The following is a 14742-nucleotide window of genomic DNA, read 5'->3' on the forward strand; positions in this document are numbered from 1 at the left end:
GGGCCCGGACCTGCCTGCTTCACTGCGGTTCGCACCCGTGACACTCCGAAGCCCACGATCAATACAGGCCCTGGAAGGAACCATGGATCTTCAGGCCACCATCGCCGGTTTCCGCAATGTCGCCCCCCTCGATGGCCTGGACGGGGCATGGCGGTGGAGTCTCAACCCGGTACTGCACTTCGCGGGAGCTCTGACCGACGATGGAAAGCGGCTCCTCCAGACCAATCAGCGCGGCAAGCACGACGAGAGCCTCGCCCGTGAAGTGCTGTCCTTCGCCCGCGCGCACGAGCAGGAGCTGATGGGGACGGGACGTTTCCTCGGTTTCCTGGAGGGCCTGCGGGTACCCGGCTACGAGTTCGACGCCGTCGCGGCAGCCGTCCCTGAGGTCCACGGCCATCACAGGGCGCAGAACCCCGACCTCACGGCGGTGACGTACATCGTCTTTCCCGCGTATGCCTGCGAGTTCTCCGGGGGCGAGACCCTCGCCGAAGCGGAGGCCCGGTACACGAAAATGCTCCATCCCGCAGAAATCGGGCGCGAGTCGGTGCCGTTCGTGAAGATGAGCTTCGACAATCCTCGTACCGGCGGCGGAAGCAACAACCCCGGGCGCGCACTGACCTATCCGCGGATCGTCCGCCAGGAGATTCCCGAGCTGGCCAACTCCTCGGGCGGATTCGTGGAGTTCGAGAACCGCTTGGGCAAGGTCTGGCGGGTGGAGTGGGACGGCAGCTGGATCGTGTCAGGGGAGCAGCAGGGAGAGCAGGGGCAGCGCGAGATGAGCCTGGACGAGGTCCTGGAACTCTTCGAGGGAACCCTGTGGGAGGGCGCGCGCCAGTAGCGGCTGTCCCTCGTACGACGGAATCGATCCGCCCCCCTCGCGTGAGCGAATCGTGCAGGCCTCATGGGAGACCCGTGACGAAGGTGGGGGCGGTGGTCCGGGTTGTCTGACCTGCGGATGTCGGGTCGACAACAGATTCGCGCGTGCACAGCGGGGGCCGTAACCGGATCGCGGCGCTCAACGGGGAACCGTACGGCCGTAGTTGCACGTGAATAACGTTGTGCCCCGCGCTGTTCACGATTCAGAACGCGCCTTGAGGGGCTTATGTACGGCTGATACGGTGCCATCGCTTGACACTCACTCCAGCGCTGGCTAATTGGCTGGGTCGGACGGTGCGTCCAGCAAGGGCGGATCGTGTGCATCACGCGTATCGCGGGTGAAGTGTCCTATTTGGCAGTTAAATTGGCAGAATTTTTCTTGGGTGTACGGGGAGCTGTTGCGTGAAGATCCAGGAGCGTACGGGTGCGGGCGGCGGCCGTTCCTCGGTGCCCGCTCAGCCGATGTCCGGTGAGCGACTCCCGGCGCCGCCTCGCGAGCGGAAACCGGCTCTTGCCGCTCTTGCGGTGCTTCTGATTCTGGTCGGTGCGCTGGGCGCGACGATGCTCGTGCTGCGGGCGGGGGACCGGATCGAGGTCGTCAAGGTGACCAAGCCGATCCCAGCCGGGGGGTCCGTCAGCAAGGCCAACACGGCGTCCGTCCTGGTTGCGGCCGACGACGGCATCGACTACATCCCGTGGGAGCAGTTGACCGGCCTGATGAAGTTGAAGGCCGTCAGTGCGATCCCTGCGGGAGTCGTCCCCGTCGGGCAGATGTTCACCGGCGAGACCGGCCTCGTCGCCGGGCAGGCCATCGTCGGGCTCTCCCTCAAGGAGGGGCAGTACCCGAGCACCATCAAGGATGGTGACCTTGTCGCCGCCTACCGTGTCACCTCCACCGGCACCGGTACCGGCTCCAGCACGGGTTCCGGTGACGCCTCCTCGTCCGGCGCCGGCACCAGTCTGATTGTGGACAAGGCAAAGGTCACCAAGGTGGTGAAGGCCGATGACAGCGACGTGATAAGCAGCACCAACCTGCCCGTCACGCTCACCGTCGACAGCACCAAGGCCGCCGATCTTGCTCAGGCAGCTGCCGCCGGCCAAGTGGCTCTCGTGCTCATCCCCAGCAGCTGAAGGCGGCCCCAGAACCATGGCGCTCATCGTTCTTGCCGCCGACAAGGGCTCACCCGGCGTGACCACCGCGGCCGTCGCGCTCGCGGCGGTCTGGCCTCGGCGGGCCCTGCTCGCCGAGACCGACCCGGCCGGCGGTGACCTCGTCTACCGCAGTGCCGCCGCGCACGGCGGGATGCTCAACCCCAACACCGGCATGCTGTCGATTGCCGCGACCGCGCGGCGCGGCCTTGTTCCCGATCAACTCTGGGACCACGTACAGCCGTTGAGCGGCGGGCTCGAAGTGCTCGTCGGGCTCGGCATCGCCGAACAGGCCGCCGGGCTCGCGGGCCTCTGGCCCACCCTCGGCAGCGCCTTCGCGCAGCTCGCCGACTCCCCGAACGCGCCCGCCGACGTCATCGCCGACTGCGGACGCATCAGCGGGGACACCCCTGTCGTCGACCTGTTCCCGCACGCCGCGCTCGTACTGCTCATCTCGCGTACCGAGCCCGAGGCCATCGCCCGGGTACGGGACCGCGCAGCCGCCCTCTCCACCAAGCTGCACGGCGGCCCGCGCGGCGCCGCCAGTCTCGCCACCCCCCTCATCGGGGTCATCCTCATCGCCGACCCGAACAACTCGGGCAAGCTGGTCAACCAGGTCAACGACATGCTCGTACACGCGCAGACGGGTGCCCGGGTTGTCGGCACTCTGGCCGAAGACCCGGCCGGCGCCGAGCAGTTGGCGGGGCGTAAGCGCGGGCGGCTCGACAAGTCGATGCTCATCCGGTCGGCCCGCAAGGTGACTTCGGACCTGTATCAGCAGTACGGCGCCGCATGGACCGTACCCAGCCAGGTTCAGCAGCAGGCCGCCGGTCACGTGCCCGGTCAGCAGCCGGGCCAGCAGACCGGGTACTCCGGCCATGCCGGAGCCGGCCGATGACCGTTGTCGACCACTCGCTGGTCAAGCGGTTCCGGCAGGACGCCGGTGACCGTATCGCGGAGCAGCGGCGGCTCGACCAGTCCTCCAACGTCACGCCGATGTCCGGCGAGGACGAGCGGCAGTACGCGCGGGCCGTCATAGCCCAGATCCTCGAGGACTACGCCCGCACGGAGATCAACGCCGGGCGTACGCCGCTGGATGCCGAGACCGAGGAGCAGTACGCGGCTGCCGTGCACGCCGCGCTGTTCGGCGTCGGGCGGCTGCAGCCGCTGCTCGACAACGTCGACGTCGAGAACATCGACATCAACGGGTACGACCAGGTCTTCGTCGGGTATTCGGATGGGCGCGAGGTGGCGGGGGATCCCGTTGCCGAGTCCGACGAGGAGCTCATCGAGCTCATTCAGGTGCTCGGCGCGTACTCAGGGCTTTCCTCCCGGCCCTTCGACTCCGCCAATCCGCAGCTCGACCTGCGGCTGCCGGACGGGTCCCGACTGTCCGCCGTCATGGATGTGACCCGGCGTCCCGCGCTCTCCATCCGTCGTGCGCGCATGGGCAAGGTCTTCATCTCCGACCTCGTCGGGAACGGGACCGTGACTCCGGAAGTCGCGCACTTCATGGCCTGTGCCGTGCGCGCCCGGAAGAACATCATGATCGCGGGCGCCACCAACGCCGGTAAGACGACGCTGCTTCGGGCCCTCGCCAACGAGATTCCGCCGCACGAGCGCCTCATCACCGTCGAGCGTGCGCTGGAGCTGGGTCTCGACCAGTTTCCCGAACTCCACCCCAACGTCGTGGCGTTCGAGGAGCGGCTGCCCAACTCCGAGGGCCAGGGCATGATTTCGATGGCCGAGCTGGTGCGACGGTCACTGCGTATGAACCCCTCGCGCGTCATCGTCGGTGAGGTGCTCGGCGACGAGATCGTGACGATGCTCAACGCGATGTCGCAGGGCAACGACGGCTCGCTCTCCACGATCCACGCCAACAGCTCGCACGAGGTCTTCAACCGTATTTCCACGTATGCGCTCCAGGCGACGGAGCGGCTGCCCATCGAGGCCAGCCAGATGCTCGTCGCGGGCGCCGTGAACTTCGTCGTCTTCATCACGCGGCGCAACAACTTCCATACGGGCGGCCGGCTCCAGCGCATGGTGACGTCGGTCCGCGAGGTCAACGGCGTGGACGGCCGCGTGCTGTCCAGCGAGGTCTTCGCCGAGACCCCGGACGGCCGCATCGTGCCGCACGCGCCCCTCTCCTGCCTCGACGATCTGGTCGCGCACGGGTACCGGTTGCCCGGCGGGAACTGGGGGTGACCATGACGACGTACAGCAATATGCATGCCTACGGGGACTCGTACGGGCACACGTACTCGGCGGCAGCCGGCTCGCTCGGCTCCATGGGCGGACTGTTCTCCATCGAGGTCCTGTACTCGCTCGGGGCCGGCGTCGCCGTCGGCGGCGGGCTCGCGCTGCTCGCGATCGCGATCCGCGGGCTGCCGGCCAAGCCGGAACACGAGAAGCAGAAGGCCAGCGAGCGCGCGAACGAACTCATCCGGTTCGCGGGGCAGCGCGGTTCGCTCGCCGCCCTCGTCGGACTCGCCGTGCTGGTGCTCACCCGATGGGCGGTGGCCGGTATCGCGGCCGGCGTCCTCGTCTTCTTCTGGGACCGCCTCTTCGGCGGCGCGGCGGAGGAACGGGCCGGCATGCGGCGCGTGGAGGCCCTCGCCTCCTGGACGGAGTCGCTGCGCGACACGATCGCCGGTGCGGTCGGTCTGGAGCAGGCGATCCCGGCATCGGCGCGCGCGGCGGCCCCGGTACTGCGTCCGCACCTGGACGCGATGGTCGACCGACTCCGCTCCCGTACTCCTCTCCCCGACGCGCTTCAGCAGCTCGCCGACGAGATCAACGACGCGTCCGCCGACATCATCGTCGCCGCGCTCATCCTCAACGCGCGGCTGCGCGGCCCGGGTCTGCGTCAAGTCCTGGGCGCGCTCGCGAAGTCGGCGCGCGAGGAGGTCGACATGCGGCAGCGGGTCATGGCGCAGCGGTCGTCAACTCGTCGGTCCGTACAGATCGTTGTCGTGGTGTCGGTGGGCTTCGTCCTCGGACTCGCCATCTTCAACCGCGAGTTCGTGGAGCCGTACGGTACGCCGATCGGGCAGGTCGTCCTCGCCGCAGTCTGCGGCCTGTTCGCGCTCGGCTTCTGGTGGCTGCGCAAGCTGTCGACCATCGAGACACCCGAACGGTTCCTGGTACGGGACGACCCGTCGGTGCAGTTCGTACGGCCGTCACGGACGCCGAACCAGGGAGTTCAAGGCGCGCAGGGACAGCCGCCCTACGGTGCTGAAGAGGGGGTCCGTCGATGAACGACCTGACCATGCCGGTAGTGGTCGGCGCCACCCTGGGCCTCGGCATCTACGTGCTCGTACGGGCGTTGATGCCGTCGAAGCGGAGCGCGGTCTCGCAGGTCGCGCGCATCGACGCGATGCGGGCGCGGGGAGCGGCGTACGAGTCGGCCCATCGCACCCAGGACGCGGGCCGGATCGGCTCGTTCCGTGCCCAAGTGGGCGTCCGTGTCTCGGACTTCTACTTCCAGCAGGGTTGGGAGCAGCGCTCGTTGCGGGCCGACCTGGCGGTCCTGGACCGGAGTTGGGAGAACTTCCTCGCGACGAAGGTGCTGCTGGGTGCGGCCGGTCTGTTCTTCGGCCCGTTCCTCTTCGTCATCGTCCTGACGCTGGGCCTCGGCAAGAGCCCGGCCATCCCGGTCTGGATGGCGCTGCTCTTCGCGCTGATCTTCTTCTTCCTGCCCGACCTGGAGGTACGGCGGGACGCGGCCGACAAACGGCGCGACCTGCGGCGGGTGATCGGGGCGTATCTCGACCTCGTGTCGATGAGCCTGGCCGGCGGCCGGGGTCTGCCCGAGGCGCTGATGGCGGCGGCGGAGGTGTCGGACGGCTGGGCCACCCAGCGCATCCGCAACGCCCTCGCGGACGCCCGTATCACCGGCACCAGCCAGTGGCAGGCGCTCGGTGCACTGGGCGAGGAACTGGGCGTCGAGGAACTCAAGGACCTCTCCGCCTCCCTCGCCCTGGTCGCGGACGACGGCGCGAAGGTACGCGAGTCCCTCGCCTCCCGCGCGGAGACCATGCGGCACCGCGAACTGGCGGAGATCGAGGGCAGCGCGGGCGAGAAGTCGCAGTCGATGCTCGTGGCGCAGCTGCTGCTGTGTGCCGGGTTCCTGGTGTTCCTGATCTATCCGGCGGCGATGCGTGTGTTCCAGGTCTGAGTCGTTTCCCCCAGTACTGCCACTCCCCAAGATTCGTTTTGAGAGGACAACTCACCATGAACGGTCGGAACTTCAACACCGGCGTACCGGCGATGGACTTCCTGGTCGCCTTCCTGCAGGGCCGCGTGCAGCGCGCCCGCTCCGGCGAGCTGGACCGCGGTGCGTCCGCGGTCGAGTGGGTCATCATCTCCGCGGTCGTCGTGGCGATCGTCGGCGTGGTCGCCGCGATCATCAACACCGCGCTGAGCGACGGCGCCAACAAGGTCGGCGACTGCATCAAGGGCGCCAAGGCGAGCGGCACCTGCTGATCGCACGTACGAAAACGGGGTGTACGGGGTCGAGTTGACGGGGTTGCTCGTGGGTGGCGCAGGCAGATGGGTACGCCGCAGGGTGGAGGCCGCACGGATGTCGGCGTCCGCCCGCGGTGACGCCGGGACGTCGGACTCCGGCATGTCCGGTTCCGGTACGTCAGGCTCCCGCACGTCAGGCTCCCGTACGTCTGGCTCCCGTACGTCCGACTCCGGCATGACCGCGATCGAGTTCGTGCTGCTGACGCCCGTACTCTTCTTCATGATCTTCGCGACGGTGCAGTTCGCGCTGTACTTCTTCGCGGACCACGTCGCCCAGGCAGCGGCCCAGGCCGGCGCCCGCAAGGCCCGCGCCATGGCGCACGATCAGCCGGGCGCGTGGCGCGGCGAGGCGCAGGACGTGGTGGACAGCTACATCCAGCAGCTGGGCCCGACGCTGGTCCTGTCGCCGAACGTGACGATGCTCCAGCCGGAGCAGAACACGGTGGGCGTGGAGATCACGGCACGGGTGCCCACGGTGTTCCCCGGGTTCGATCTGACGGTGCACGCGCAGTCGGTGGGGCCGGTGGAGCGGTTTGTGCGGGATGAGGTGAACTGATGAACCCGCCTTCCTGTGTGCGGAATTACGGTGACCGGGGCCTGTCCACCATCGAGGTGGTGATCCTCGCCCCGGTGATGATCATGTTCATCCTGGTGCTGGTGGCCTTCGGGCAACTGGTCGACGGGCGCGGGGCGGTGGACGGGGCGGCGCGGGACGCGGCCCGGGCCGGGTCGATCCAGAAGGATCACGGGACGGCGATGGCGGAGGCCAGGAGAGCCGCGGAGGCCGACCTCACGGACATCTGCTCGGGCCCGGTCACCGTGACCCAGACCAGCGCCGGCTTCGAGCCCGACACCATCTTCTCGGTCGAGGTGAGCTGCGAGGTACGAGGCCTGGCGATGCTCGGCCTGGACATCCCGACGACGCTGACGGGGAGCTTCAGCTCACCGCTGGACCCGTTCCGGAGGACGGCGTGACGCTGACACCGAGGGTGCCCTCTGCCGTACGCGACTGGTCCGAGCGCCGGCGGGCCCGCCTCGACGACCGAGGCTCAGGCGCAGGCGCGGTGATCATCTTCGCCCTCCTCTTCCTCTCCCTCTCCGCCTTCGTGATCGACGGCGGCATGTCCATCTCGAAGCGGGAACGCGCGGCGGACATCGCGGAACAGGCGGCGCGTTACGCCGCCCAGGACATAGACCTCGACGCCCTCTACGGCAACGCGGCGGGCGGCGCCCCGATCAACTTCCAGAACTGCGACGCCCGCGTGAAGGCTTTCGCCCAGGAAATGGGCATGTCCGGCGCGGACACGGGCGCGTCCCACTGCGTGGCGGCGAACGCCAACGAGGTGCAGGTCGAGGTGCAGTTGACGTACTCGCCGGTGTTTACGGGGCTGTTCTACGGCGGGGACGTGACGGTACGGGGCGAGGCGGTGGCGGAGAACGAGGTGGGCTGAGGTAGCTCAGCTCACTTGGCGCCGCCGCTGTTGCCCTTGCCGCCGCCACCCCGGGTGTCCTTGGTCGTCATCTTCTCGTTGACCTGCTTGGCGAGTTCGTCGTCCAGCTTCTTGAACTCGCGTACGACGGCGTCGGACATGTCGGCGAGGGCGTCGAGCTGCTGGGTGATGTCCTCGCGGCCGTCCTCCCAGTTGGACTCGAAGTCCTCCAGCGCGTCGTTGACGCTGCCGTCGCCGATGTCGTCCTTGTAGGACTCGAAGAGCTTCTTGGTGTGATTCAGCCGCGTCTTGATGGAGCGCAGCCGGCTGCCGTACTCCTCCAGCTCGCTCAGCGGGAGCGTGAGGTCGGATTTGCCCTTGCCCATGTGCGAGTCCCCCAGGAGCGCCTCGTAGTCTGACCGACGTCTGATCGGCACCGTACAACGGAACGATGCTGGCACGGGAGATCGAGCGGACGAGCGGTCGAGCGGTCGAGCGGTCGATTGATGTCGAGTGAAGCCGAGTGAACGAGTGAACGGGGTGGAGTGAGGACATGGCCCGCTACAGCGAAGCGCAGACGGTCGAGCGAGGTGGGTTCCGGATCAAGGTGCCCGAGTCGTGGTGGGAGTTCGACGTGCGCCCCGAGTCCCGGGACGACTCCATCCGCCGGATGGTCGACGAACGGGTGCGGCAGCGAACGGAGTTGGCCCAGTACCGAGACACGTACACCGCGTTCCTGCAGAAGGCGGCGGCGGACGCGTGGAAGTCGGGCGCGCTGTACTGCGGTTGCATGGCGGAGAGCTTCGGCGGTGACACCCCCATCACCGGCTCCGTGACGGTCTCGATGGTCGGCGGCCGTACGCAGGACGGGGCGCCGCTCTCGAACGACCCGGCGGCCATCGCGGCCCAGTTGGCGGTCAAGGAGGCGAAGAGGGTGGGCGACTCCTGGCGCAAGGTCACCACCGTCGACATCCCGGGCGTCGGTCCGGCGGCGCGTACGTACGGCGTCGAGGACATCGCCGTACCGGGCGACGAACTCGGCCGCACCATCCGCGCTGTGCTGATGCAGACGTTCATCCCGGTTCCGGGCCAGGAGGGCAAGGTGGCGCTGGTGGCGGGCAGCAGCCAGGTGCTGGACCTGGCGGAGTCGTTCTTCGACATCTTCGACGCGATCACCTCGACGTTCCGGTTCAGCGGCTGACCGCCTTCACGTCGAACGGTCGTTCCTAGTAGGTTCACGTGTGCACACGGTTGTCGGTGGCGCGTATGTGACGTGACGGGGGTTGCGGGATGGCGGGGTATCGGCCGGCGGACTGGCATGTGCTGGACCTGGACAAGGACCCGACGCCAGGCGATCCGCAGCGTGTCCGTCAACTGGCCCGTACCTTGCATGACTTCGCGGACGATGTCGCGGACGCGCTGCGGCTCATCAAGGGGATGGCGTCGGAGAACGAGACGCTGGAGTGGGCGGGTAAGACCGCTGAGGTGTTCCAGGACGAGTTCTCGGATGTGCCGAAGAACTTGAAGAAGCTGAAGAAGTCGTACGACCTGTGCGGTGACGCGCTGGTGGACTACTGGCCGAAGTTGGAGCGCGCGCAGGCACTGGCCGACAAGGCGCTGGCCAAGGGCCGGGAGGCGCAGGCGGACCTGTCCTCGGCCAAGTCCCGTCTCTCCTCGGCCGATTCGTGGGTGACGCGGGCGACGAAGGAGTCCGACAAGTACAAGGACGATCCCACCGGCAGCAAGGCCGCCGAGCCGCCGGACGAGGCGAAGGTACGGGCCGCCACCCGCGACGCCCAGCACGCCAAGACCGCCCAGGACAGCGCCCAGTCGGACGTGAACGGTGCGCAGTCGGCCCTCGACGCGGCGAAGAAGATGGCCGAGGACGCGCGGAAGATGCGCGAGGAGGCTGCGGGGGAAGCGAAGCGGAAGATCGACGAGGCCTCCGATGCCGGTATTCAGAACCGGAGTTGGTGGGAGGAGGTCGGGGACTGGTTCACCGACAACTGGGACAGCATCGTCGCGGTGTGCAAGATCGTTGTCGCGGTGGTCGGGGTCGTCGCGATGATTATTGGCGGGCCGATTCTCGGGGCGATTGTGCTGATCGCGGCGCTGGTGGTGCTCGCGGACACGCTTTACAAGTATTCCAAGGGACAGGCGTCTCTGTGGGATGTGGGTTTTGCCGCGCTGGACTGCATACCCGGCGGCAAGGGCCTGACCACCCTCGGAGGTCTCGCCAAGGGCATGAAGTCGCTGGGCAAGGGTGGCCTCAAGGCCATGGCCGAGGGGCTGGGGAAGCGAGGCCTCCGCAGGGAGGCGGACAACGCCGTCGCCAAGGGGAAGCCGGCAGGCGGGCGGTGCAAGAACGGCGATCCGATCGACATGGTCTCTGGCGAGATGCTGATGACCGCGACGGACGTACTGCTTCCCGGAGTGTTGCGGCTGGCCGTCGCGCGCACGCATGTCTCCACCTATCGCTCGGGCCGCTGGTTCGGCCCCTCATGGACCTCCACGCTCGACCAACGGCTCGAACTCGATGACGAGGGCGTGCTGTTCGCCACAGCGGACGGCATGGTGCTGGTCTATCCGCCGCCGCAGGGCGACAGCGGTGTCCTGCCTCAGGAGGGGCCCCGCTGGCCGCTGTCCTGGGACGAGGGACAGCCGGGCGCCTTGAGGGTCACCGACCCCGTGTCGGGCATCACCCGGCTCTTCGCTCCCGTGGAGTGCGCCGAGCACGACACCGGGCTCACGCTGCCCATACAGGCGGTCTGGGACCGCAACGGCAACCGTATCGACATCGACTACGCCACAGACGGCACGCCGCTCGCCCTGAGGCACTCCGGCGGCTATCACGTGGCCGTCGATTCGGCCGACGCCCGAGTCACGGGGCTACGACTGCTCGATCCCGGCAACGGCCCTGTGCCGCTGGTGCGTTACGCCTACGAGAACGGCCGCCTGACCGAGATCGTCAACTCCAGCGACCTGCCGTACCGGCTCACCTACGACGCGGACGACCGAATAACGTCCTGGACCGACCGCACGGGTTCCTGGTACCGCTACACCTATGACGAGGCCCACCGTGTCATCCGCGGCGAGGGTGTCGACGGCGTCCTCGACTGCGCCATCACATACGACACGGAGACCCGCACCACTCGGTACACCGACTCTCTCGGCCGCACCACCACGTATCGGCACAACGAGAGGCTGCAGCTCGTCTCGGTGAGCAACGCGCTGGGGCAGAGCATCGCCAACGAGTGGGACCGCTACGACCGTCTGCTCTCCCGGACCGACGCACTGGGCCGCACCACCGGCTACGGCTACGACCCGGCCGGGAATCTCACCATGGTCGTTCGCCCCGACGGTGCCGTGACCGAAGCCGAGTACGACGAACTGCGCCTCCTGGTGCGGGCGGTGACCCCCGGCGGAGCGGAGTGGCGCCACGCGTATGACAGCAAGGGCAACCACATCGCCACCACCGGTCCGACCGGGGCGAGGACGCGCTACGAGTACGACCGTCACGGCGGCCTCGTCGCCGTCACCGACGCCGCCGGGCGCACCAGCAGGGCACGGTGCGACGCGACCGGGCTGCCCGTCGAGTTCACCGATGCACGGGGTGCCGTCAGCCGGATCCAGCGGGACGCCCTGGGCCAGATCAGGAGCTTCACCGACGCGCGGGGACGCGTCACGCACCGGCGGACCACGCCCGAGGGCCGGATGGTGTGGCGCCGGACGCCGGACGGGTCCCAGGAGCACTGGGTGTGGGACGCCGAGGGCAACCTGGTGTCCCAGACCGACCAGCTGGGGCGTACGACCACGTTCGAGGTCGGCCCGTTCGGCCAGGTCGCCGCCCGCAGGCTGGCCGACGGCACCGCCCACTCGTTCGCCTACGACACCGAGCTGAACCTGGTCGAGGTGAGGGACCCCCACGAAAACACCTGGCAGTACGGGTATGACGCGGCGAACCGCTTGGTGTCCGAGACCGACTTCGGCGGGCGCTCGCTCACCTACGCACTGGACGCCGTGGGCCTGCTCGCGTCCCGGGTCAACGGCGCCGGAGAGACTGTCTCGTTCCTCCGCGACGTCCTCGGCCGCACGGTCGAGACACGGTACGACGGTGTCTCGACCAGCTGCACGTACGACGCCGCAGGCCGCCCGATCCGGGAAGCCGGTCCCGATGCCATCGTCGAGCGCGCCTACAGCGTGGACGGTCTGTTGCTCTCGGAGAGCATCGACGGCAGGACGACGACATTCGAGTACGACGTCCTCGGCCGGCGCATCAGGCGGTGCACCCCCACCGGCATCGAGTCCACCTGGACGTATGACGACACGGACCGCTCCGCAGTGCTCGAAGCGGACGGCCGCCGCATCGTGTTCGGTTTCGACGACCTCGATCGTGAGACGAGCAGGACCCTCCCCGGCGAAGTCCGGCTCAGCCACTCCTGGGACGACACGGGCAGGCTCGCCGCCCAGACGCTGGAACGCACTTCGGCCCCCGACAGGGCGGCCTTCGACAGGGCGGCCTTCGACAGGGCGGCCCTCGACGGGGAAGAGGCCCTGCTCCAGCGGCGCACCTATGCGTACCGCCCGGACGGCGTCCCCACCTCCGTCGACGAACTCACCACCGGAACGCGCCACTTCGCCCTCGACACCAGGGGCAGGGTCACCGCTGTGGACGCGCGAGGGTGGCAGGAGACCTACCAGTACGACGAGTTGGGGAACATCACGCGGGCGTCGAGCCCCGTTGTCGAGGACGGTGACAGGAACCGTGCCTTCGCGGGAACCCGGATTCAGCACACCGGGCGCACCCGCTACGAACGGGACGGGGAAGGGCGGATCGTCCGCACGGTGCGGCGGCTGCTCAACGGGCAGCGACGGATCCGTTCGTACACGTGGAACAGCCGGAGCCGGCTCGTCGGTACGACGACACCGGACGGAGTTGACTGGCGGTACTGGTACGACTCCGCGGGCCGCCGGGTGGCGAAGCAGCGGCTGACCGCGAACGGAGCAGTCGCCGACGAGATCCTCTTCGTGTGGGACGGCACCCGTCTCGTCGAACAGATCACACAGGACGGCTCTGCCACGACCTGGGACTACGTCCCCGGAACCCATCAGCCGATCACCCAGCTCGACCGGGCGGCGCCGGGCCTGGAAACACGCTTCCACGCGATCGTCACCGACCTCTCCGGCGCGCCGGCCGAACTCGTCTCGGCCGACGGCGAGGTGGTCCGGCTGCGGCGGACAACCCTCTGGGGCAGCCGCCTGCCCGAACCCCCGCAGACCGGCGCCACCGACAAGGTCGACTGTCCGCTGCGGTTCCCCGGACAGTACGCCGACGACGAGACCGGCTGGCACTACAACTTCCTGCGCCACTACGACCCGCTCACCGGGCAGTACGTCAGCCCCGACCCCCTCGGCCTCGCACCCGCCACGAACGACAGCGCGTACGTCCCCAACCCGCACCGGTGGAGCGACCCGCTCGGACTGGCCTGGCAGGACCCGGCCAACGGAATGCGGTTCGGGCGGGACCCGGATCTTCCGGAGGGGGATCGCGAGTACACGCGGAACAACCAGTACCCGTCCGATTACCGCGTGCCCACCCACGACTACATGGTCGAGAACTACACCGACGAAGGCCGTGCGATCAGCGGGGTGCCGCGCGACGACGACGGCGCGCGGATCCCCCGGGACCAGCTGACCTGGCGCAACGGCAACGACGAGCTGATCTGGGACCCCCGGGCCGACAATCCCAGGCCGTTCCACCGTACGGTGACCTACGAACACCTGGACCCGGTGGTACAGCATTGGAACCGGGAAGGCCGATTCTCCGACCGCCCCACACGCAACGACTTCTACAACAACACGGAGCACCTGGAAGCGATGGAGTTGAGGGAGAACTCCAGGGGCGGCGGCCGTATGACGGACACGTTCATCCAGGAAGTCGGAGACGGATACTCATGCAGCTGATCACGGCGACAACGGTGATGACGGAGGATTCATGGACATTCGCGCCGTAGTGACGGGCTTCCATGGCGCGGAGCCGCTTCCCGGTCTGCCCGACAGCTGGCACTGGTCGCCGGCTCCCGGGATCGACTTCGCGGGGGCGCTGTCCGCCGACGGGAAGCGGCTGCTCCAGCTGAGCGGCCGCGACTCCTACGACCAGGACCTGGCCGTCGGCACCCTTCGGTTCGCCCGTGAGCACGAGGACGCGATCTTCGCCCGCAACTCTTTCCTGGGCGCGCTCGACGGCTTCGAACCGCCCGCCGGACACCGCTTCGACGCGGTGGTGGGTATCGCGCCCGAGGTCCACCGCTTCTACCGCGTGGAGAATCCGGACCTGACCCCGCACGTCCGGCTGACCTTTCCGGCGTACGCCTGCGAGTTCTCCGGCGACGAAACGCTCGACGAGGCCATCACCAGGTACCGCATGCTGCGCCTGAACCATCTCGGCCGCGACCCCCTCCCCTTCCTGAAGATGCGGTACGCCAACACGCGCACCCGGGGCAAGAGCACGAACCCCGGCCGCGGCTTCACCGAGCCGGCGCGCCTCGTCGAGGAGCTTCGGCTGATGGACGGCGGAACCGGGAGTTTCGTCGAGTTCGAGAACCGGCACGGCGATGTGTGGCGTGCCGAATGGCACGGTGCGTGGTTCGTCGCTGAGTGGAACAACCAGAACGGCACACCGCGGCAGACAGGGCTGGACGAACTCGTCGAGTTCGCCACCGCGAGGCTGTACGACAGATAAGGACGAAGGCCGGGTATG

The 14742-nt window shown here is 68.3% G+C and carries 14 protein-coding genes; 13 read left to right on the forward strand and 1 reads right to left on the reverse strand.

What is annotated here, in order from left to right; genetic code table 11:
* Positions 1-82: 82 nt before the first annotated feature.
* The 10 genes from OG734_RS29170 to OG734_RS29215 all read left to right on the forward strand — a co-directional run bounded on the left by OG734_RS29170 (position 83) and on the right by OG734_RS29215 (position 8003).
* The gene (locus OG734_RS29170; protein WP_330290444.1) at positions 83-838 is read left to right on the forward strand and encodes a hypothetical protein; all 756 of its coding nucleotides are present in this window, start codon (positions 83-85) and stop codon (positions 836-838) included.
* A 440-nt stretch (positions 839-1278) separates the two neighbouring features.
* Positions 1279-2007 (forward strand): hypothetical protein, encoded by a 729-nt coding sequence (locus OG734_RS29175; RefSeq protein ID WP_330290445.1) that lies wholly within the window; start codon positions 1279-1281, stop codon positions 2005-2007.
* A gap of 16 nt (positions 2008-2023) precedes the next feature.
* Positions 2024-2923, forward strand: a complete 900-nt coding sequence (locus OG734_RS29180) for a hypothetical protein (RefSeq protein ID WP_330290446.1) — start codon at positions 2024-2026, stop codon at positions 2921-2923.
* On the forward strand, positions 2920-4230 hold the full coding sequence (locus OG734_RS29185) for a CpaF family protein (protein WP_330290447.1): 1311 nt from the start codon (positions 2920-2922) through the stop codon (positions 4228-4230). The genes OG734_RS29180 and OG734_RS29185 overlap by 4 nt, the downstream gene beginning before the upstream one ends.
* Before the next feature lie 83 nt (positions 4231-4313).
* Positions 4314-5282, forward strand: coding sequence for a type II secretion system F family protein (locus OG734_RS29190; protein WP_330293828.1), 969 nt, complete (start codon positions 4314-4316; stop codon positions 5280-5282).
* The gene (locus OG734_RS29195) at positions 5279-6202 is read left to right on the forward strand and encodes a type II secretion system F family protein (protein ID WP_330290448.1); all 924 of its coding nucleotides are present in this window, start codon (positions 5279-5281) and stop codon (positions 6200-6202) included. The genes OG734_RS29190 and OG734_RS29195 overlap by 4 nt, the downstream gene beginning before the upstream one ends.
* 56 nt (positions 6203-6258) lie before the next feature.
* A complete protein-coding gene (locus OG734_RS29200; protein ID WP_330290449.1) occupies positions 6259-6510 on the forward strand; it encodes a hypothetical protein in 252 nt (83 codons plus the stop codon).
* 97 nt (positions 6511-6607) lie between these two features.
* Positions 6608-7108 (forward strand): TadE family protein, encoded by a 501-nt coding sequence (locus tag OG734_RS29205; RefSeq protein WP_443064936.1) that lies wholly within the window; start codon positions 6608-6610, stop codon positions 7106-7108.
* Positions 7108-7527: a TadE/TadG family type IV pilus assembly protein gene (locus OG734_RS29210; RefSeq protein WP_330290450.1), complete on the forward strand. Its 420-nt coding sequence runs from the start codon at positions 7108-7110 to the stop codon at positions 7525-7527. The genes OG734_RS29205 and OG734_RS29210 overlap by 1 nt, the downstream gene beginning before the upstream one ends.
* Positions 7524-8003, forward strand: a complete 480-nt coding sequence (locus tag OG734_RS29215; protein WP_330290451.1) for a TadE/TadG family type IV pilus assembly protein — start codon at positions 7524-7526, stop codon at positions 8001-8003. Before OG734_RS29210 ends, OG734_RS29215 begins: the two co-directional genes overlap by 4 nt.
* 11 nt (positions 8004-8014) lie before the next feature.
* Here OG734_RS29215 and OG734_RS29220 read toward each other — a convergent pair whose 3' ends face one another.
* A complete protein-coding gene (locus tag OG734_RS29220; RefSeq protein ID WP_330290452.1) occupies positions 8015-8368 on the reverse strand; it encodes a hypothetical protein in 354 nt (117 codons plus the stop codon).
* Between the two features lie 167 nt (positions 8369-8535).
* On the opposite strand from OG734_RS29220, the gene OG734_RS29225 reads away from it, so the two are divergent.
* The 3 genes from OG734_RS29225 (at position 8536) to OG734_RS29235 (ending at position 14724) form a co-directional block, all read left to right on the forward strand.
* The gene (locus OG734_RS29225; protein WP_330290453.1) at positions 8536-9183 is read left to right on the forward strand and encodes a hypothetical protein; all 648 of its coding nucleotides are present in this window, start codon (positions 8536-8538) and stop codon (positions 9181-9183) included.
* Between the two features lie 89 nt (positions 9184-9272).
* On the forward strand, positions 9273-13946 hold the full coding sequence (locus OG734_RS29230) for a DUF6531 domain-containing protein (RefSeq protein WP_330290454.1): 4674 nt from the start codon (positions 9273-9275) through the stop codon (positions 13944-13946).
* Between the two features lie 31 nt (positions 13947-13977).
* A complete protein-coding gene (locus OG734_RS29235) occupies positions 13978-14724 on the forward strand; it encodes a hypothetical protein (protein WP_330290455.1) in 747 nt (248 codons plus the stop codon).
* The last annotated feature ends 18 nt before the right edge of the window (positions 14725-14742 follow it).

This window comes from Streptomyces sp. NBC_00576, assembly GCF_036345175.1.
Lineage (GTDB): Bacteria > Actinomycetota > Actinomycetes > Streptomycetales > Streptomycetaceae > Streptomyces.